This window comes from Tabrizicola sp. (assembly GCF_030694085.1).
Lineage (GTDB): Bacteria > Pseudomonadota > Alphaproteobacteria > Rhodobacterales > Rhodobacteraceae > Tabrizicola.
The window spans coordinates 88,480-108,013 of the sequence record NZ_JAUXZE010000009.1 but is presented as its reverse complement, the minus strand read 5'-3'; the positions used below and the strand labels follow the sequence as shown (position 1 = coordinate 108,013).

20 protein-coding genes and 1 tRNA gene are annotated in these 19,534 nt (G+C 67.0%); 10 read left to right on the top strand and 11 right to left on the bottom strand.

The window, feature by feature from the left end; all coding sequences use genetic code 11:
• Positions 1-12 precede the first annotated feature (12 nt).
• Genes Q8M85_RS01630 through Q8M85_RS01600 form a run of 7 tightly spaced genes read right to left on the bottom strand, consistent with a single transcriptional unit; the run spans position 13 to position 8,282 of the window.
• The gene (locus tag Q8M85_RS01630) at positions 13-2,340 is read right to left on the bottom strand and encodes a sulfatase-like hydrolase/transferase (RefSeq protein ID WP_305539399.1); all 2,328 of its coding nucleotides are present in this window, start codon (positions 2,338-2,340) and stop codon (positions 13-15) included.
• On the bottom strand, positions 2,340-3,773 hold the full coding sequence (locus Q8M85_RS01625; protein ID WP_305539397.1) for a hypothetical protein: 1,434 nt from the start codon (positions 3,771-3,773) through the stop codon (positions 2,340-2,342). Before Q8M85_RS01625 ends, Q8M85_RS01630 begins: the two co-directional genes overlap by 1 nt.
• Positions 3,773-4,666, bottom strand: a complete 894-nt coding sequence (locus Q8M85_RS01620) for a glycosyltransferase family 2 protein (RefSeq protein WP_305539395.1) — start codon at positions 4,664-4,666, stop codon at positions 3,773-3,775. Before Q8M85_RS01620 ends, Q8M85_RS01625 begins: the two co-directional genes overlap by 1 nt.
• Before the next feature lie 52 nt (positions 4,667-4,718).
• Positions 4,719-5,654: a hypothetical protein gene (locus Q8M85_RS01615; protein WP_305539393.1), complete on the bottom strand. Its 936-nt coding sequence runs from the start codon at positions 5,652-5,654 to the stop codon at positions 4,719-4,721.
• Complete coding sequence (locus Q8M85_RS01610; RefSeq protein ID WP_305539391.1) at positions 5,655-6,401, bottom strand: hypothetical protein; 747 nt, start codon at positions 6,399-6,401, stop codon at positions 5,655-5,657.
• Entirely contained in the window at positions 6,401-7,189 is a 789-nt protein-coding gene (locus Q8M85_RS01605) for a hypothetical protein (RefSeq protein ID WP_305539389.1), read from the bottom strand. Before Q8M85_RS01605 ends, Q8M85_RS01610 begins: the two co-directional genes overlap by 1 nt.
• The gene (locus Q8M85_RS01600; protein WP_305539387.1) at positions 7,182-8,282 is read right to left on the bottom strand and encodes a GSCFA domain-containing protein; all 1,101 of its coding nucleotides are present in this window, start codon (positions 8,280-8,282) and stop codon (positions 7,182-7,184) included. Before Q8M85_RS01600 ends, Q8M85_RS01605 begins: the two co-directional genes overlap by 8 nt.
• 115 nt (positions 8,283-8,397) lie before the next feature.
• Between Q8M85_RS01600 and Q8M85_RS01595 the strand changes: the two genes are divergently transcribed.
• The gene (locus Q8M85_RS01595) at positions 8,398-9,654 is read left to right on the top strand and encodes a DNA polymerase IV (RefSeq protein WP_305539385.1); all 1,257 of its coding nucleotides are present in this window, start codon (positions 8,398-8,400) and stop codon (positions 9,652-9,654) included.
• A 2-nt stretch (positions 9,655-9,656) separates the two neighbouring features.
• Here the strand turns inward: Q8M85_RS01595 and Q8M85_RS01590 are convergent, their stop codons facing one another.
• A complete protein-coding gene (locus tag Q8M85_RS01590) occupies positions 9,657-10,541 on the bottom strand; it encodes an N-formylglutamate amidohydrolase (RefSeq protein WP_371135169.1) in 885 nt (294 codons plus the stop codon).
• A gap of 155 nt (positions 10,542-10,696) precedes the next feature.
• On the opposite strand from Q8M85_RS01590, the gene Q8M85_RS01585 reads away from it, so the two are divergent.
• The 9 genes from Q8M85_RS01585 to Q8M85_RS01545 all read left to right on the top strand — a co-directional run bounded on the left by Q8M85_RS01585 (position 10,697) and on the right by Q8M85_RS01545 (position 16,285).
• A tRNA-Val gene (locus Q8M85_RS01585) sits at positions 10,697-10,771 on the top strand.
• 71 nt (positions 10,772-10,842) lie between these two features.
• Complete coding sequence (gene ykgO, locus Q8M85_RS01580; RefSeq protein WP_023666132.1) at positions 10,843-10,968, top strand: type B 50S ribosomal protein L36; 126 nt, start codon at positions 10,843-10,845, stop codon at positions 10,966-10,968.
• Between the two features lie 226 nt (positions 10,969-11,194).
• Entirely contained in the window at positions 11,195-11,815 is a 621-nt protein-coding gene (locus Q8M85_RS01575) for an FMN-binding negative transcriptional regulator (RefSeq protein WP_305539383.1), read from the top strand.
• Complete coding sequence (locus Q8M85_RS01570) at positions 11,812-12,282, top strand: sodium/calcium exchanger protein (protein ID WP_305539381.1); 471 nt, start codon at positions 11,812-11,814, stop codon at positions 12,280-12,282. Before Q8M85_RS01575 ends, Q8M85_RS01570 begins: the two co-directional genes overlap by 4 nt.
• Positions 12,283-12,454: 172 nt before the next feature.
• Positions 12,455-12,772, top strand: a complete 318-nt coding sequence (locus Q8M85_RS01565; RefSeq protein WP_305539379.1) for a hypothetical protein — start codon at positions 12,455-12,457, stop codon at positions 12,770-12,772.
• Positions 12,769-13,377, top strand: coding sequence for a glutathione S-transferase (locus tag Q8M85_RS01560; protein WP_305539377.1), 609 nt, complete (start codon positions 12,769-12,771; stop codon positions 13,375-13,377). The genes Q8M85_RS01565 and Q8M85_RS01560 overlap by 4 nt, the downstream gene beginning before the upstream one ends.
• Positions 13,378-13,558: 181 nt before the next feature.
• Positions 13,559-14,131, top strand: a complete 573-nt coding sequence (gene petA, locus Q8M85_RS01555; RefSeq protein WP_305539375.1) for a ubiquinol-cytochrome c reductase iron-sulfur subunit — start codon at positions 13,559-13,561, stop codon at positions 14,129-14,131.
• An 11-nt stretch (positions 14,132-14,142) separates the two neighbouring features.
• Positions 14,143-15,480 (top strand): cytochrome b, encoded by a 1,338-nt coding sequence (petB, locus tag Q8M85_RS01550; protein WP_305539373.1) that lies wholly within the window; start codon positions 14,143-14,145, stop codon positions 15,478-15,480.
• Between the two features lie 13 nt (positions 15,481-15,493).
• Entirely contained in the window at positions 15,494-16,285 is a 792-nt protein-coding gene (locus Q8M85_RS01545) for a cytochrome c1 (protein ID WP_305539372.1), read from the top strand.
• A 48-nt stretch (positions 16,286-16,333) separates the two neighbouring features.
• Here Q8M85_RS01545 and Q8M85_RS01540 read toward each other — a convergent pair whose 3' ends face one another.
• Genes Q8M85_RS01540 through thiB form a run of 3 tightly spaced genes read right to left on the bottom strand, consistent with a single transcriptional unit; the run spans position 16,334 to position 19,522 of the window.
• Positions 16,334-17,032, bottom strand: coding sequence for an ATP-binding cassette domain-containing protein (locus tag Q8M85_RS01540; protein ID WP_305539371.1), 699 nt, complete (start codon positions 17,030-17,032; stop codon positions 16,334-16,336).
• A complete protein-coding gene (locus tag Q8M85_RS01535) occupies positions 17,019-18,563 on the bottom strand; it encodes a thiamine/thiamine pyrophosphate ABC transporter permease ThiP (RefSeq protein ID WP_305539369.1) in 1,545 nt (514 codons plus the stop codon). Before Q8M85_RS01535 ends, Q8M85_RS01540 begins: the two co-directional genes overlap by 14 nt.
• A complete protein-coding gene (thiB, locus tag Q8M85_RS01530; protein WP_305539367.1) occupies positions 18,539-19,522 on the bottom strand; it encodes a thiamine ABC transporter substrate binding subunit in 984 nt (327 codons plus the stop codon). Before thiB ends, Q8M85_RS01535 begins: the two co-directional genes overlap by 25 nt.
• Positions 19,523-19,534 lie beyond the last annotated feature (12 nt).

Here is a 19,534-nt window from a genome sequence, read left to right as displayed (position 1 = left end):
CCCGTCCCGAAGCTATGGGGCGGGCGTTTCCTGATCCTCGGTCTGACGGATCTGGGTTGCCAGGTCGTGCTCTTCGGGAACTCCGGCGATGCGCAGGACTGACAGTCCCAGCGTGACGTCCACTGCCCCGTCCGCCCGGCGCGCGACGATGGGCGTCTTCGGCCAGGCTGTAAGGTCATAGACCTGTTCCGCCCGCCACTGGCTGACATGGGTCACTCCGCCGTAGGCCAGGACGAATACCACTGCCCCCGCCCCCGGATCGACCCTGTTGACCCCGGTCCCGGCATGAACGGTGTCGTTGCCGCTGCCCAGCCGAACCAGGTTCCGACCCGGCCCCGTGTGCACCACCGACGCCGCATCACCGGAATGGATCTCGTCATTGCCATGCCCGCCAAAGATGCGCTTGCGGCCCCCGGTGCCGATGATCGTGTCGTCTCCCGAGCCGCCATCCAGCAGGTCCCGACCGGGTCCACCGACCAGCCGGTCATTCCCCGCCCCGCCATAGAAATAGTGGCGCGAGCCTTCGTGCACCGTCACCGCCCGCAGCACGTCGTCGCCCTCACCGCCGTAGAAGGTCGCGCCGCCGTATTTCGGCCCGATCATCACGTCGTTCCCGCGTGAGCCGCGCACATCGACCATCACCCGCTCGGTGGTCTCGAAGGTGATCGGGCTGTCGGGATGCGCCACTATCCGCAGGACGCGCGCGGTCTTGCGGCCCCCCGGGTCCTCGGTGCGCGCCAGCACGGTGGCTACCCGGATGTTCTCGACGTTCATCGGGCAGTGCAGAACATAGTCATCCGGCCCGCCCAGATACCACAGCGTGTCGTTACCACCGTCCTTCGTCTCGCGGATCTTTTCGGCTTCTGCGCCGTAGACCCAGTAGTTGTCGTTGCCCCGGTGCCCCTCCAGCACCACGGACCCATCCACGGCCATCATCGCGTTGATCCCGTCCGCCGGATTCTCGAACCCGCGCAGGTCAAGGCCCAGGTCCAGCGCGCCCTTCACCAGCTCGCCCCGCAGCACTTCCATCGGAGCCGTCGCGATCAGGTTCTCGGTCTCGCCTGGGTCGGCGACCACGTCGTAGACATGCTCCTCGCCGTTCGGATAGCGGAAGTAGCGGAAGTTCCGGTAGCCCTCGATCGACGGCCGCACCGAAAGCGTCCCGAAGACCGAGGTAATGGGCGATTTCGTCGTATCGAAAGCGCCGAAGCTGGGGTCGATCAGAGGCAGCAGGCTTTGCCCCGATACCCAGTCCGGGCGCGGCGGCAGGCCTGCAAGCTGCATGATCGTCTTCGGGAAGTTGTGCAAGGATACCGGAAGGTCCACGACCCGCCCCGCCTCCATCCGCGGCGACCAGATGCCCAGCGGCACATGGGCGGCGCTGTCCCACTGGCTCATCTTGTGAAAGCTGTCGTGGTTGCCAAGGTTGAAGCCGTTGTCCGACAGGAAGATCACCGTGGTCCGGTCGCCCAGCGGCGAGTGCTCCAGCGCGGTCAGAAACCGCCCGATCTCATGATCGACATGGCTGATCGCCGCGAAATAGGCGCGGACCACCTGCCGCCAGCCGTCATCGCCGCCCTTTTCCGGCGTCCAGTTGCCGTTGGCGATATAGGCCGCCTCATAGACCGCAAAGCCGGGGGGCGGGCCGTAGTAATCCTCGGGCGCGGCGATGTCGGGCCAGCGCACATCGGCGGGGTCGTACAGCTGGTAGAAGCGGTCTGGACATTCCAGGTTGTAATGCGGGTGCTTGAAGCCCAGCTGGATCAGGTGACGCCGCGCGGGGTCGGCCCGGCCCAGAAAGTCGATGGCGTTCTGCGCCACCATGAAATCGTAGAACAGATGGTCCTGCGAGCCGTCGTCGTCGGGATGGTTCACCCCCGCAATCCCCGGCCCCCGGTCCAGATAGTGCTTCATCTTCGTCCGCCCGCGGCTGTCATGCGCCGCCGGCTCTTCGTGGAACAGCACGCGGCGAAACCGCTGCGGCATCGGCGTGTAGCTGGCGTCGACCTTGCCGGTGGTAAAGTTGTAGAACCCCGCCCGCCGCAGGTCATAGGCCCAGACCTTCTCGGGTGGCAGCACCTGGCGCCAGAATCGGTTCAGGTCGACAAGCCCGGTGCGGAACGGCGACAGGCCGGTGGCCAGCTCGGCCCGGCAGGGGGCGCACAAGGGGATCGTCGCATAGGCATTGCCGAAGCGGACCCCCCGGTTCAAAAGGCGGTCCAGGTTCGGGGTCTGGATGCGCAGCCCGAAGGTGTCGCGCCAGGTGAATATGTCGATCATGTCATCGACCCAGATGACACAGAGGTTGTCGTCCTTGATGCTGTCGGCGTTGAACGCCATCACGGCCCGCCTTCGGTCAGCTTCAGCCGGGCGGGCAGCGCCCAGCGGCGCAAGGCTCCGTCGCCGAATTCGCCGCGCAACGCGCCCCGGTTCGCCGGATAGGGACCCAGGCCCGGCCCCGCGCCGTGGGCGTAGGTGACATAGACCTCACCCTCGGGCCGCTTCGAACAGCGCAGGATCAGCGCCTTGGTGTCGTATTTTCCGAACTCGATCCCGGTGATCCTGGCACCATTGGTGACGCCTTCCAGCGCAAATCCCGCCGTTTCGCCTGCGCCAAAGGGGTCGCCCGCATCGATCATCAGGCCGTCCTGCGCCTCGCAGATGACGCGGATGTCGTCGCCCGCCCGTTCGGCAAGCTGGATCACCGGGCAATGCCAGCGCCCGCCGCCGTGGACCGCGAGCAGTGCCTCGGTCATCAGCAGTGCCTTCTCGGCCCGGCCCGTATCGGTCAGCCGCCCGGTGTCGTCGATCTGGAATGCGTAAGAGGGCGCGGCAAAGACCAGCCGGTGATCGGCGTGGTTCCAGGACAGCTCCCACTGGCCCTCCAGCCCCGGTCCGCGGGTCACGTCCTGCGTCCCGCAATCGAACGATGTCAGGAAGATCGGCCGCGCCAGGCCCTGTTTCGCCATGCCAAGGGTGATCCGCTCCATCAGCGCGATCATCCCGTCGCGGTAGGCCACCGGGTCGCCGCTCAGGTCCTCCAGCGTATAGTCCAGCACCACGGCCAGCACTTGTGCGCGTGTCCCCAGACGGGCGGCGGCGGCCTGCAGATTGGCACAGGCCCGGTCCAGGTTCGCCACTGCGGCCCCCGCCCCCAGATCATGCGCCGAGGCGGACATGTCGGTCTCGGCCCGGACCAGCACCAGCGGCAGCGACTGGTGCGATGCCCGGCGGCGCGCGAGAAGCTCGTCGGCGATCAGCGCCTCGACCGTCAGCTCGCGCAGGGGTTCCAGCGCAGCGGTCTCGACCGCCTCGCCCTCGCCGCCCATGCCCACCGCGCCGACATCGTCAGCCGGAGCCATCACATGCCAGCGGAACCGCGCCGGTCCCTTCGAGCCAAGCCCGGCCCGTGCCCCGCCGATCCCCAGCACCGCCAGCAGCGGGCCGCGCGTTTCGGCAATGACCGCCCCGCCCGACACATGGCGCCGATAGCCGCGTTGGCCGTCCGCACCGGGCATGTTGGCCTGGAAAAGCACCCAGTCCCCCTCGCGCCGCGGGGCCCAGAGGTCGATGTCCTCGGGCAGGTCGGGCAGGTCGGGCAGGGGCGGGGCCTCTGTGACAGCGGCGGCCTGCGGCTTCAATTCCAGCCGCGCGGCGATGTCGGCGATCACCTTGTCCGACAGGCGCAGGATCAAGCCCGTCTCGTCATAGCGGATCACGTCGCCGTTTTCGGCCCGAATGATCACGCCCTCGGTCGGGATGTCGTCACCCATCAGAACAGCACCTTGAAACGTTCGGGCAAGCGGTAGACCCCCTTGGGCCGCGCGCCGCCGGGGGCAAAGTAAACCACCTTCTTCTCGCGCCAGCCGTCAATCATCTCTTGCCGGAATTCGGGGAAGTCCACCGTTTCGGCCTTTGGCTTTTCCTTGGACAGCGCCTTGTAGGTGTCCCAGGCTGTGTCCCAGCCGGTCTTTTCCCGCTCCACCTCCTCCAGCGCGCCGCTTTGGACCACCCGCTGCGCGCGGCGGGTCGCGAGGCGCGCCTCGGTCATGTCGTGGTCGATGAAGCGCAGGTGGAACAGATAAAGATGCGGGTCCAGATGCAGCTTCGGGTGGTTGGCGAAATGCCCGCCGGGGGCGATGTCGATCCTGTCGCAGGTGATGCAGGGCTTGGCGTAATTCGCGTTCAGCCGGAAGATCCGCCGGACGTCCAGAATGTTGCGCCCCTCGGCAATCGGCTCGGGCTCCAGGCTTGGGCTGTGCACCATCTCGATGGCAAACGGCGTGATGACCCGCGGCCCGCCCTTCTGCGCTGAATACTGCGCCAGATACTCCGGCAGGCTGTCCGACACGGCGGGATCAACGCAGACGATCTCGTCCACATCGCCGACCAGCACCCAGTTGTAGAAGTTGGTGAAACCGCTCGTCAGCCGCGACAGCATCTGCCAGCGCCGCTGGTTGAAGCAGTTCCGCGTCTCGTCGAAGGGCAGGTAGATGACGTTGCACCCCTTGGCGATGCGCTTGTGTTCGGGATCACCGCCGTGGGACAGAACGTAACAGTTCTCGCGGCCGAGCTGGCGACCGTAATACTCGACCCAGCGGGACAGGAAGAAGTGATCCCCACCCACCATGGTCATCGCCATCATCCGGCCGCGTGTCGTGTCCATTCCGCCGTTCCTGCCCTGCCGTCCCCGCATAGCATGAGGCCAAGTCCAAGGCCTAGCCCGCCTCTGCCGCCTTGCGCCCATTCACGGCCGCCCGTCGCGCCCGTCGGATGAAGACCTTCTCCTCGTCCGGCAGGTCCGCTCCCAGCCGCAGCATCGCGTCCGCCGCCCGGATCACCAGCCCCTGCCGCCCGCGACCTCCCGCCGCTGCAAGCAAGGCGCGCTGCCATTTCGGCACGGTCCGGCGCGCGCGGAACGCCTGCCAGAATTCGGCCCCGACATCATCCTGCTTGACCAGCTGGTCGATCAGCAGCGGGAACGTCCCTGATTTCAGCACCACCCGGATCGCTTCATGCGTGGTGAAGGGCGCCCGCAGAAACTGGACGTTCGGCCCCGCCAGCCGCGCGGCATGGGCGCGGTCCTCGGGGACGAAGGGGTCGTACAGAACCACGGCCCGCCGGATATACGGCACGGCGGCAGCGGCATCCAGAAACGGCATCCCCTCCCAGTTCGACTTTCGCACCGCGAAGGGAAACCGCTGCTCGAACGGGGCAATCACCTTGTTCATGGTGGACTGCGGGCTGAAGGCCAGCACCCGCGCCTCGGGGATCAGGGGGGCAAAGTTCAGTGCCGCGAAGCCGCCCATCGAGGCCCCCGTCAGCACCACGCGCCGGAAGCGCCGGAAGAAGCCCCGCGCCTCCAGTTCCCGCAGCAGGGCGGGGGCCGTCGGTTGGCGGAACCAGTCCTTCGCCTGGCTCTGCACGCCCAGGACCGAATGGCCCAGTGGCTCCAGCCGTCTCCAGGCCCAGGGCGCGCGGGGCCAGCCCTCGTCGATGGTGGCAAGGTTGTCGAAGGACACCACCAAGGCCTCTCCAGCCCCCTCGAACCACAGGTTCGCGTGGTCCCCCCGGACCAGGAACCGCCGGGCCCGGGCCGCCTCGTCCAGCCCCATCTCGGGCGGCACGTCCAGATCGGGGATCGGCACGTCCACCTAGTACTCCCAACGGGCATGCCGTCGCAGCGCCGCCAGCGCCGCCTGGTCCCCGGCATCCGACGAGCCCGGAAGCGACCGGTCCGGCCAGAAAAGCACCTCATGCAGCAGCGATTGGCCCAGCGTCTTTGCCAGCCCCGCCCGGTTCGACCGGCAGCCGATGAAGAAATCCGCCTGATGCGCCAGCCCCGGCACCTTGGCCGATGCCTCCGCCACCTGCCCGTCCATCTCCAGCCGCAGGGTCCGCCCGTCGAAGCCCAGGATCACCAGCTTCGCCCCCGCGCCCCCGATCAGCGGCAGCGCCACCTCGACCGACGCGGCCCTGTCCTTGACCAGCACCCTCCCCTCGGCCTCGGCCAGGAAGATCAGGTTGTTGGTCTGCCCGGTGAAGACGGTGGCCAGCGTCCGCGCCTCCCCTTGCGAGCGGTAGATCACTGCCACGGTGAAAGCCTCGACCTCGGGGGCAAAGCCGGGCAGGGTAAAACCGCAGTTCACCCCCTCCTGGCAGAGCAGAGCGCCCGGCGGCCCGGCCTCGAACCGACTGTTCCCGGTGTTGGGGGTCGCAGCACCCGCCTCGACCGCCAGCACCGAGTCCCGCCAGCCGGTAATCTTGCCGTCGGTGCGGACCAGATTGGCCTCCCGCGCGATGAAGCGCGCGCCCCCGGTGGCCAGGACCGCCTCGGCCAGCAGGGCATCCTCGCCCCCGACCAACGCCCCCGGTGGTAGCTTTGCAGCAAGTTCCAGCATCAGGCCTCCGTCCTTGCCGGTATCTTGCCGGGCGCGATGACTGGCCGCAAGGCTTGCTCCCCGCCCTGCAGCCGCTCCAGCGCCTGTGCAAGGATGACCGCGCCGTAAGCCGCATTGTGATGCTCGTAGTCCTGCTTCTCGATGTGGCCCTGAACCGCATAGGCCGGATCGGTGAACAGGCCATCAACCACCGTCTCCTGCGGCTGAGGGATCAGCTCGATCCCGTCCCTGGCCGCTGTCTCGGCCAGGACCGCCCAGAACCCCGGCAATTTGTCTTGCAGGATCGCGGCCATCTGCGGGGTGATCGTTGCTGCAAACCGCTCGGGGCTCGCCGTGTAATAGGCGACCGGCGCCAGCAACACCCGTGCCGTCCCCGTTGCTGCCAGCCCCGCCGCCAGCCGGTAGCCCGCCTGACCGCGCAGGCTGTCCGTCAGGATCCGCTGTTGCAGGCCCTGGCTGACGAAAGGCCCCTCGCTCAGCCGCTGAAGCAGCCGGTGGAACATCCGCCAGACATAGACCCGCGCGCCCGCAACCAGGATCGCGTCGAAGTCGGCGGCAGGCAGGAACGTCCGGCCAAGGGCATTGAACTTGGCAAAACGCTGCGCGGTGAATTCGTCCAGCGGATGAATCGTCCCGTCCCGTACCTCCAGATGGCGGAACCGGCTGCCGACATGGCCCCAGTATTCCAGCGCAACGCCCCGGACATCGACCAGGCCCTGCACCTCGGCCTGACGGACGCAGGCATAATGGCTGTCGCCGAAAACGCACAGACGCGGCAGGTCAGCCATGCCGCTGATCCGGGGCGAAGGTCGCCAGGATTTCCTCTTCGCAGCGCAGTTCCTCGGCCTCGGTCAACTCGCGCTCTGGCGCTTCCTCGACCTGGGTGAGGTGCGGCAGAGCCGACAAGACTGCAACGGTCTCCCCCCCGAAAGCCGCCGCCTGATCGTCAAAGAACTGCGTCATCACATGGTCCACGCCGGCCGGCAGAACCGACCGCAGGTTCGGCGCGAAGAAGCGGCCCTTGTAGACCGGATGGGTGATGATCTCGTAGGACGGGAAGTAATCCACCCGCGTTTGTGCCGCGACCAGCTCGGACGCCACCGCGCGCAGCAGCGACTTGGAATGGTTGGTCGCCGTCAGGACATGTTGCCCCGAGGCTGTCGCGGTCAAGGGCACCGGCGAGACCGTGAGCAGCACCTTCAACCCCCGGTTCGCCCGGAACATCAGCCGCAGGGCCGCGGTCATGTCGCCCATCAGCGCGCCGAAGCCGTGGTTCACAAAGCCATGCCGGTCGGGGTCGAACTGACCCGCCACTGTGCCGGGGCAGACCGCATACTCCACCCCCGACGCCGTGTCCTGCCAGGCCTCGGTCAATCCCATCGTGAAGACAAAGACCTGCGCTCCCCGCACCGCCGCCGCGATGGCCGCCAGCGTCTCGGCGCGCGAGGTCAGCAGCTCCTCGACCGAGACGAACCCCCCCGGCTCCACCCCTGGGCGGAACGGATCGTAGAAGCGGTCGTCCTTCTCCCAAGCCTCTGCGGGCGGGGACGCGTCAGTCAGGGCCCAGGTCAGCCACTGCAGCAGCATCCGGGGGGTGTAGATGTTGCCGGTGCGAAAGCTGAAGGTGCCATAATGATAGTCCTGCCGCTGCTCGGCCATCAGGCCCGCCGGCCCCGGCTCGAAGTCCAGCCAGCGATAGCGACGGGCGACCAGCGCCTTCGAGAAATGCTGCGCAAAGCAAGACCCCGCCGTGACGATCCGCGTCCGTCGCTGGATCGGATACTTCGGCTTCCAAAGCCCCGCAATCTCCAGCGCGTCGCGGTCGGCCACTGCGCTGCGCCAGAAGCGGTCCTCGGGCAGGGTCTCGTAGGGGTGCGACATGCGCGGGCCGTCCTTGGTTTCGCTCAGGATAAGGGGACAGAGGTTGCTGGGACGTCAACCGCTTTCCACCGTCTCTCTCCACAGGCCCGCAGCAGCGTGGTAGCCTCGCCCCATCATGCCCAGCCTCTGCCGCGACTGCCTGACCCTGACCGACAGCCCGGTATCGCGCTGCCCGGTCTGCCGCTCGCCCCGGATGGTCGCGCATGGGGAACTGACGACGCTTTCCATCGCCCACATGGACTGCGACGCCTTCTACGCATCCGTCGAAAAGCGCGACAACCCCAGCTTGCGCGACCAGCCCGTCATCGTCGGCGGCGGCACGCGCGGGGTCGTCTCGACCTGCTGCTACATCGCCCGGATCAAGGGCGTGCGGTCCGCCATGCCGATGTTCCAGGCCCTGAAGCTGTGCCCCGAGGCGGTGGTCGTCAAACCCCGCTTCCCCGCCTACACCGAAGCCTCCCGCGCCATTCGCGCGATGATGGAAGACCTGACCCCGGCCATCGAACCCCTGTCGCTGGACGAGGCCTTTCTCGACCTCACCGGCACCGCCCGCCTCCACGGCGCCCCGCCCGCCGTCCTGCTGGCCCGCCTGACCAAACGGATGGAGGACGAGTTGGGCCTCACCGGATCGGTCGGCCTGTCGCACAACAAGTTCCTCGCCAAGATCGCCTCCGACCTCGACAAGCCGCGCGGGTTTTCCGTGATCGGCCGCGCCGAGACCGAGGCGTTCCTGAAGCCAAAGCCCGTCCGCATCATCTGGGGTGTCGGTCAGGCCACCCAGACCGCGCTGGAAGGCGCGGGCATCCGCACCATCGCCGACCTTTTGCGCTGGGACCGTGCCGACCTTGGCGCGCGGTTCGGGTCAATGGGCGACCGGCTCTGGCATCTGGCGCGCGGCCTCGACACCCGCCGCGTCAACCGGGACGAAAGGCTCAAGTCGATCTCGAAAGAGACCACCTTCTTCGAAGACACCTCCGACCCCGATCTCCTTGACGGTCATATCTGGCGGCTGTCGGAACAGGTGGCCGACCGGGCCAAGGCCAAGCGGCTGGCGGGAAGAACCGTGACGCTGAAGCTGAAGAAGGGCGATTTCCAGCTGGTCACCCGCCGCCACGCGCTGACCGACCCCACCCAGCTTACCGACCGCATCTACCGCGCCGCGAAGGACCTTTTCGACCACGCCGGGACGGCAGGCCCGTTCCGGCTGATCGGAGTCGGCATCTCGGACCTGGCACCCGAGGACCAGGCCGACCTCTCCGGCGACCTTCTCGACCCCGAAGCCAGCCGTCGCGCCGCAGCCGAACGCGCCACCGATGCGATTCGCGCCAGGTTCGGGGCGGACGCGATCATCAAGGGCCGCAGCTTGCGCTGACCTCACTCGGCCGCCAGTCGCACCTCGCCCGCACCGCCGACCAGTTCGGCCACCACCCCGGCGATCAGCGCCCGGAAGTCCGCGAATCCCGCCAGCGGCTCGACCCGCACCTCGTCCATGTAAAGCGCCCGGTCGATCTCGACCTGCACCACATGCACCCCGCGCGAGGGGCGCCCGTAGGCCTGCGCCACATAGGCCCCCGCGAAGGGCGCATTGCGACCCACCCGCAAGCCCGCGCCCGCAAAAGCCGCCTCGACGCGCTCCATCACCTCGCGCCCCGCCGTCGCGCCGTAACGGTCGCCCAGCACCACCTCGGGACGCGGCTGGCCTGGCCGGGTATGCGCCTCGATCGCCTCGTGCGGCATGGAGTGGCAGTCGATCAACACTGCCTGCCCGAACTCGGAGCGGACGTCCTCGATCAGCCTGGCCAGCGCCTGGTGATAGGGATGCCAGTACCGCTTCAGCCGCGCATCTGCCTCGGCCAGCGACAGCTTTCCGCGATAGATCGCCCTGCCCCCGGCCACCACCCGGGGAATCACCCCCAGGCCGGACGAGATTCGCGGGTTGTGCGGCACCCGGACCAGCCCCTCGATCACGCCTGGGTCCAGCTCGTCTGCCGCCCGGTTCAGGTCAAGGTAGGCCCTGGGCACCCGCGCCGCCAGAAGCGGTGCCCCCATCTGCGGCGCCATCCCGAACAACTCGTCGACGAAGGCATCCTCGGACGAGCGGATCGCGTGCCGGTCAAGCACCGCCTGCGCCAGGAACGCGGCCGGGTAGTCCCGCCCGGAATGGGGCGAGGCGAAGATCATCGGCCCGGACCGCCGTTCCGGGCGGGTCAGGACATAGGCCTCGGTCTCTGTCCGCCCCACATGCGCCTCCGTTTCCATCCTTCGATATAGCCCCATAATTCCGAAAGCCAAAACCCCTTGCAGGCCCCGGCGCTTGCCAGTATAGACCCGGCGACCGACGCGGTTTGCCCCGCGTCCTTTTCGTTTCACCGCAAGGGGAACGACTGGCGACAGGGGCAGCGCATCGGGCAAGTGGGCGGTTAGCTCAGCGGTAGAGCACTACGTTGACAGCGTCGTGGCCACTGGTTCGATCCCAGTACCGCCCACCATTCACCGCTTCCAGTGATGGGGGCACGTTGTTTTCACTGGCGCAGACGCGCCGCGAACAAGGAGAAGATCGATGAAGGTTGCGAACTCGCTCCGCTCGCTGAAGACGCGTCATCGCGATTGCCAGGTCGTGCGCCGCAAAGGCCGCGTCTATGTGATCAACAAGACGCAGAAGCGCTACAAAGCGCGTCAAGGCTGAGCCCGCCAGGGCTTAGCCGCCTTCGGCTGACGGAATCAGGGGCCGCTGGGGGAAACCTCGGCGGCCTTTTCCGTTTGTCGGCTCGTCGATGACGTCGTCACTCCTCGCGGGTCCGCGACGAGAAGACGACGTCGCTCGAAAAGCGCAAATCTTTTCGAAAAGATTTGCAAAATCCTTCGAAGGATTTTGTCCTGTCGCCACCCGCTGCGCCCGAAAGCCCCCCGCAATGCACCCGAACCCCGCCTTCCGCCAGGAGCCCCGCGACCGGAACCTCGCCTTCGTGCGCGCCCGGGGCTTCGGCATCCTGTCGGTCAACGGCCCCGACGGCCCGTTGGCTGCCCACATCCCGTTCCTTCTGAACGACGACGCCAGCTTTGCAGACCTGCACCTCGCCCGCTCGAACCCCATCGCCCGCGCGGATCTGCCCGCCCCGGCCCTTCTCGCCGTCTCCGGCCCCGATGCCTACATCTCACCTGACTGGTACGGCCCGCATCAGGACGTCCCGGACCAAGTCCCGACTTGGAACTATGTCGCCGTCCACTTGCGCGGAACCCTCGAACCCCTGCCCGAGGACGCGCTGCGCCCCCATGTCGATGCCCTCTCGGCTGAACATGAAACCCGAATCGCCGACAAGCGCCCCTGGACCAGCGCCAAGATGACCGAAGGCGCGATGCCCCGGATGATGCGGATGATCCTGCCCTTCCGCTTCCACGTCAGTTCGGTCGATGGCACCTGGAAGCTGAACCAGAGCAAGACCCCCGAAATCCGTGCCCGTGCGGCAACGGCCCTGTCGCAAGGTGACGCCGCCGCGCAAGCAATTGCCGCGCTGATCCGGGATTTGCCATGAAGGTCATCCACCGCACTGACAATCTGCTGATGATCGAGGATCGACCCTGGTTCATCGGCATCCTGATGATCGTCATGGCACTGGTCTTTGCCTTCGGCGGCATGGCGATCCTTGCCTCGGGAGAGATCTTCGGTGGCGTGATGATGCTTCTGATCGGCGTTGGTGTGCCACTTCTGATCGGCGCGCTGATGGTGCAGCGGGTGCGCCTGACCTTTGACCGCAGCGCCGGAACCGTGACCCGGACCCGGCGTTCGGTTCTTGGGCTGACACAGACGATGCACCGGCTCGACCGGCTGGACCGGGCGCGGGTCGGGGTCAGCACCGACAGCGACGGCACGACCTACCGGATGGAGCTGGACCTGCGCGACCCACCCGAAATGCTTCCCTTCACCACCTATCACACCAGCGGCAAGCGGCCGGAAGAGATGGCGCAGGCCGTGAACGACTGGCTGCTCGGCGGGACCTGATCCGCCGCGGTGCGCATGGCTTTGGCCAATCGTTAAACTTCCGTTACCGTCCGCGGCCAAGCTATTGAAATCAATTCCTATAACGATCTTGACCACCGTGGACACTCGCACAGCCAGTTTACACGGCGCCCCCTCCGCCCCTACAGTCGGCCAGCGTTTCCCGGAGGTTCTCATGCCCCTGCCCCTCGCCCCCCTGATCCCCCTCGCCGTCCGCCTGGGTCTGGTCGCGACGACGACCTGGGCCGTGACCCGATGGATCCGCTCCGCCACCCACCCCGGCCGCACCGACCAGCGGGCCGAGGACGCCCTCGACGACCTGGGCGAAGGCCTCACCCTCCACCGCCCCGTCGACCGGGTCGCCGACAATCCGGGGGATCGCCAGACCAACGCGACTGCCAGGGTCCGCCGGGTGGTCCGCTTCCGGGGCCGCAGCTACGAATTCGACGCCGGCCTGATGGCCCGCCTCCGCGTGCGAGCGACTGAAGAATGAAGCTCTTTCACGCACCGCTGTCGCCTTTCGTCAGGAAGGTCATGGTCCTCCTTCATGAAGCCGGGGCAGCCGACCGCGTCACCCTCGTGCCCGTGTCAGGACACCCGCTCGACCCCGGCACGCTGCCCGTCGACCGCAACCCCCTTGGCAAGATCCCGGCGCTGGAACGACCCGACGGACCGACCCTCTACGACAGCCGGGTGATCACCCGCTATCTCGACGACCTCCTGCACGCGGGCCTCTACCCCGCCGCCCCGCACCTCTGGGATACCCTGGTGATCGAAGCCACCGGCGACGGCATCGCCGAAGCCGCCGTCCTGATGCGATACGAGATGCAGGTCCGCCCCGAGGACACCCGCTCTCCGGCTTGGGTCGAGGGACAATGGGCCAAGATCGCCCGCGCACTGGACGCGCTTGAGGAGCGCTGGTTGAGCCATCTGTCGGGCCCCGTGGACATGGGCTTGGTCGCCGTCGGCTGCGGGTTGGGATATCTCGATCTTCGCCACGCCGAGCGGGACTGGCGCGCGATGCACCCCGCGCTGGCCGCCTGGTTCGCCGAATTTTCCGCCCGCCGTTCCATGCAGGCGACCGCGCCCGCCGCCTGAACCCGCGACCCACGCGACACACTGGACCAAGTGCCGCACAGAAATGCGGACCTGCGCGCCTTTGTCCGCTGGACGAGGCGGAAAGCCTTGGCTAGATACACGCGCGGCGGGGCATGGAATATCCATTGCCCCTCAAGTCATATGGGTCGGCATCCACCGGCCTGAAAGGGGAGAAGATCTCGTGTCCCACGCAGACGATCACGCAGGCACCGGCGAAGGCACTCGGCGGGATTTCCTGTACTACGCAACGGCAGGTGCCGGGGCGGTTGCCACGGGCGCCGCAGTCTGGCCTCTGGTCAACCAGATGAACCCTTCGGCCGATGTCCGCTCGCTGGCCTCGATCATGGTCGATGTGTCGGGCGTCGAGGTCGGGACGCAGCTGACGGTGAAATGGCTGGGCAAGCCGGTCTTCATCCGCCGCCGCAGCGCCGAGGAAATCGAGTCCGCGCGCGCCGCAGCGCTGACCGACCTGCCCGACACCGGGTCCGAGAACGCGAACAAGCCGGGCACCGACGCCTCGGACACGAACCGTTCCCTGGACGATGCCGGCGAATGGCTGGTGATGATGGGTGTCTGCACCCACCTTGGCTGTGTGCCGCTGGGCGACGGCGCGGGTGAGTTTGGCGGCTGGTTCTGCCCCTGCCACGGCTCGCACTACGATACCTCGGGCCGCATCCGCAAAGGGCCCGCCCCGCGCAACCTGCCGGTGCCGGTCGCCGCGTTCACCGATGAAACCACGATCAAGCTTGGGTAAGGATCACACTCATGGCCGGAATTCCGCACGACCATTACGAGCCCAAGACCGCTGGTGAGCGCTGGCTGCACAAGCGCCTGCCCATCGCGGGGCTCCTTTACGACACCATCATGATCCCCACGCCCAAGAACCTGAACTGGATGTGGATCTGGGGCATCGTCCTGACCTTCTGCCTTGCGCTGCAGATCGTCACCGGGATCATCCTGGCGATGCACTACACGCCGCATGTCGACATGGCCTTCGCCTCGATCGAACACATCATGCGGAACGTGAACGGCGGCTACTTCATCCGCTATCTGCACATGAACGGCGCGTCGCTGTTCTTCTTCGCCGTCTACCTGCACATCTTCCGCGGTCTTTACTACGGCAGCTACAAGGCCCCGCGCGAGATCACCTGGATCGTCGGCATGATCATCTACCTTCTGATGATGGGCACCGCGTTCATGGGATACGTGCTCCCGTGGGGGCAGATGTCGTTCTGGGGTGCCACGGTCATCACCGGCCTCTTCGGTGCGATCCCCGGTGTGGGGGAATCGATCCAGACCTGGCTTCTGGGCGGCCCGGCCGTCGACAACGCCACGCTGAACCGCTTCTTCTCGCTGCACTACCTGCTGCCCTTCGTGATCGCGGCCCTGGTCGCCGTCCACATCTGGGCTTTCCACACCACCGGCAACAACAACCCGACGGGTGTTGAGGTTCGCCGCGGATCGAAGGAAGAGGCCGAGCGTGACACCGTTCCGTTCTGGCCCTATTTCGTTATGAAGGACCTGTTCGCGCTGGCGGTCATCTTGGCGGTTTTCTTCGCCATCGTCGGCTTCATGCCGAACTATCTGGGCCACCCCGACAACTACATCGAGGCGAACCCGCTGGCGACGCCCGCGCATATCGTACCCGAATGGTATTTCCTGCCGTTCTACGCGATCCTGCGCGCCTTCACCGCGGACGTCTGGGTCGTCATCGCGGCCGAGTGGCTGTCCTTCGGCATCATCGACGCCAAGTTCTTCGGCGTGCTGGCGATGTTCGGCGCGATCGCGGTCATGGCGCTGGCGCCGTGGCTCGATACCTCCTCTGTCCGGTCGGGTCGCTATCGCCCGATGTTCAAGTGGTGGTTCGCGCTGTTGGTCGTCGATTTCATCGTCCTGATGTGGTGCGGCGCGATGCCGGCGGAAGAACCCTATGCCACGATCTCCTTGATCGCCTCGGCCTACTGGTTCGCCTACTTCCTGGTGATCCTGCCGCTTCTGGGCGTGATCGAGAAGCCGCTGGCCCAGCCCGCGACCATCGAGGAAGACTTCAACGCCCACTACTCGCCGACCACCGGCGGGACCAAGACCATCGCGGCCGAGTGAGAGGATACCAACCATGATCCGCAACATCGCACTCATCGCCGCATCGGCGCTGACACTGACTGCCGGCGGTGCCATCGCCGCCGGTGAAGAGACGCACATCGAGGACGTGGCCTTCGCCCATGAAGGCCCGTTCGGGAAGTTCGACCAGTTCCAGCTCCAGCGCGGCCTCCAGGTCTATACCGAGGTCTGCTCGGGCTGCCACGGACTTAAGTACGTTCCGCTGCGCACCCTGTCCGACGAAGGCGGCCCCGGCATCCCCGAGGATCAGGTTCGGGCCTATGCCACGCAGTTCACGGTGACCGACAAGGAAACCGGCGAGGACCGCGAGGGCCTGCCGACCGACAACTTCCCGGCCAACACCGGGGCTGGCGCGCCGGATCTGTCCATGATGGCCAAGGCCCGCGCAGGGTTCCACGGTCCCTACGGCACCGGCATCAACCAGCTGTTCCGCGGGATGGGCGGGCCGGAATACATCTATTCGATCCTCACCGGCTATACTGGCGAGGAAAAGGAAGAATTCGGCTCGTACTTCTATGGCAACACCGCCTTCCCCGGCGGCTGGATCGCGATGGCGCCGCCGCTGTCCGACGACCAGGTGACCTATGCCGATGGTCATCCGGCCACGGTGCATCATATGGCCGAGGACGTGTCCTCGTTCCTGATGTGGGCGGCCGAGCCGAAGCTGATGGACCGCAAGAATGCGGGCTTTGTCAGCGTGCTGTTCCTGGTGCTGCTGTCGACGCTGCTTTACCTGACCAACAAGCGCATCTGGGCCGGGATCAAGGGCAAGAAGCTGCACGCCTGATCATCCTGCACAATACTTTCAAAAAACCCCGCCCTGGTGCGGGGTTTTTCATGTGCGGCCCAGGTAGTCCTGCACATCCTTTGGCGGATTGGCGAAAAGCGCCCGCGTCTCGACGGGGGCGTGCACGATTCCCTCCGCCACAAAGGCCGTATCGCCCCCAAGCGCCAGAGCATCCTTCGGGTCATGGGTGACCATCAGAACCAGCGCCCCGGTTTCGTCCGCCACCGCGCGCACCAGGTCCAGCATCTCGCCCCGCAAAGCGGGACCCAGCGCGGCAAAGGGCTCGTCCAGCAGCAGGATCGGTCGGGCGCGCAAGAGCGCACGCGCAAGGGCCGCCCGGCTGGCCTGCCCGCCGGAAAGCTGGGCGGGACGGCGGGGTCCCATCCCGTCCAGGCCGACGCGGGCCAACGCCTCGTCAAGCCGCGCCCGGTCTGCAGGGGTCAGCCGCAGGTCGGGACGCAGGCCAAGCCCCAGGTTCTGCGCCACGGTCAGATGCGGAAACAGGTTCTGGTCCTGAAACAGGATGGTCACCGGGCGCTCTCCGGCCGGGACATCCGCCTGATCGCGCCCCTGCCACAGGATGCGGCCTGACGACGGCTTAAGGAAGCCCGCGATTGCGGCAAGCAGGGTGGATTTCCCCGCCCCCGATGGCCCCATGACGGCAATCCGGGCGTCGGGGTTTGCGGACCAGTCGGCAGTCATCTGGAAGCTGCCTTGCGTGAGGGTCAGGCGATCAAGCTGCAGCACGGCGGCCTCCGGCATCACAGGCCCAGAACAGGGCGAAGGACAAGGTGACAAGGATCAGCGCGGCCGAGGCGGCGGCCTCCATCCGGTAGGCGCCGGTCAGCTGGCTGACGACAAGCGGCAGCGTCGCCTGACGTTCCCCGGCGAAAAGGGCAATCACCCCCAGGTCGCCCATTGAAAGGGCTGCGGCGATCCCTGCGCCGAAGCCAAGGGGACGCGCAAGACGCGGCAGGATCAGCCAGCGCAGGCGCGACCAGCCCTGGATCGCCAGACTGTCGGCAAGACGACCGTAGTCACTGTGCACCGCGCGAGCCTCGGGCAACAGGATGCGGTAAAGGTAGGGCAGCGAAAGCGCCACGTTGACCAGGATGGTGACCGGAAGGGCCAGCGTCATCGGCGTTGCAAAGGGCTGGATCAGCAGGAAAAGTCCGGTCCCAAGCACAAGCCCCGAGGTCGCCAGCGGCAGGGTCGCCGCTGCCCCCAGCAGCATTTGCGGACGGCGCGCGGCGGCGAGGGCCAGGGTCAGCGCCGCTGTCGTGGCGATGCTTGACGAGGCAAGCGCCACCAGCACGGACCGACCGGCTGCGGGCAGGACCACAGCGGGAAGGTCCGAAAGGCCCGGCAACCCGCGCAACAGGACCGCCCCCAGCGGCAGGCTCAGGAACAGCGCGACCGCGCTCAGCGCGGCGATGTCCCCCGCCCTTCGCCAGCCTTCCGGGGCGGACAGGTTCAACTCCCGCCCCAGCCCGGCGCCAAAGCCGGCGGGTGAGGTCACCAGCCAGGCAGCCAGAGCCGCCAGCGACCCAACCGCCAGCTGTACCCCGGCAAGCCCCGCCGCACGCGACAGATCGAACTCGAACCGCACCGCCTGATAGATCGCCAGCTCGATCGTGGTGGCGGAAGGCCCTCCGCCCAGCGTCAGGACCACGGCGAAGCTGGTCAGACAGATCACCAGGATCACCAGCACCACGCCGGGCAGCACCTCGCGCAGCATGGGCCCTTCGAGATGGCGAAAGGTCTCGGACGGGCCGAAGCCCAGGGATTGCGCCAGACGGATGCGCTCGGACGGGATGGACAGCCAGCCTTGCAGGATCATCCGGGTGGCAAGGGGAAGGTTCAGGAAGACATGCGCCAGGACAACGCCATGCAGGCCGTAGATCGAAATGGGCGGCAGGCCGAGGGCAATGAGGGCCTGATTGAGCAGGCCGGAGCGGCCGAAGACGGCAAGAAGACCCAGGACAGCGACGACGGCAGGCAGCAGGAAGGGCGCTCCCATCAGGGTGATAAGCAGGGTCCGACCGGGAAAGCGGCGACGGGCCAATGCGCGGGCAACCGGGATGGCAAGAGCGGTGGAAAAGACAGCAGACAGAAGGGCTTGCGTGATCGAAAAGCGAACGGCGGCCCAGTCGGCCGGGCCAAGCGAAAGCCCCGCCCCCCGCCAGCCCACGGCGGCCAGGGGGGCGAGGACCAGCGCCAGCAGCAGGGCTGCCAGCGCTGGGGCGATCAGGTTCAGCGGGCGAGCGCGGCTTGCCATTCGGCCAGTGCCGCGTCGCGGGCGGCTTGTGCCTGTGCGGGCGCCAGCAGCAGCGACTTCGCGGGGCGGAAGGCGTCAAAGCCCTCTGGCAGGCCTGACGCGGGGGTGACCGCCGGATACATCCAGTTCGTCTGCGGAATGACCGACTGGAAGGCTTCGGTCAGCATGAAGTCAAGGAACTGATCCGCCAGGTCCGGCTGGTCGGAGGAAGCCAGCTTCCCCGCGACCTCGATCTGCATGTAGTGGCCTTCGTCGAACAACGCGGCACCCTTGGTGTCGTCGCTTTCCGCGATCAGGTGGTAGGCCGGGCTGGTGGTATAGGACAGCACCATGTCCGCCTCGCCTTCCAGAAACAGCCCATAGGCCTCGGACCATCCGGGGGTGACAGTGACGATGTTGTCGGCAAGGCCCTGCCAGATCTCGGGCGCGCGGTCGCCATAGGCGGCCTTCACCCACATCAGCAGGCCTAGGCCGGGGGTCGAGGAGCGCGGGTCCTGGATCACGATCTTCAGGTCCGAGGCGGCGAGTGCTTCGAACGATTTCGGCGGCTCGGGCAGTTTTGTCTTGTCGTGGACAAAGGCGAACCAGCCCCAGTCGAAGGGCAGGAAGTTGGGGTCGGCAAAGTCAACCGGCAGGTTGGTGGACGCAGTCTTCCCATGTGGCGCAAAGAGTTGCGTGGCACTGGCGGCGGCGGTGAGACTGGTGTCCAGTCCAAGGACCACATCGGCGTCCGAGGCCGCGCCTTCCAGCTGGACGCGGGCCAACAGCGCGGCACCGTCACCTGCCGGAACGAAGCGCAGGTCGCAGGCGCAGGTGGCCTCGAAGGCCGCCTCGATCGCCGGGCCGGGACCCCATTCCGAAGTGAAGCTGTCGTAGGTCAGGACTGTAAGCACGGGAGTTTCGGCCAAAGCAGGCGTTGCGATGGTCAGAAGGCCCGCAGCAAGGAGGTGTCTTTGCATCATAGTCTCCAT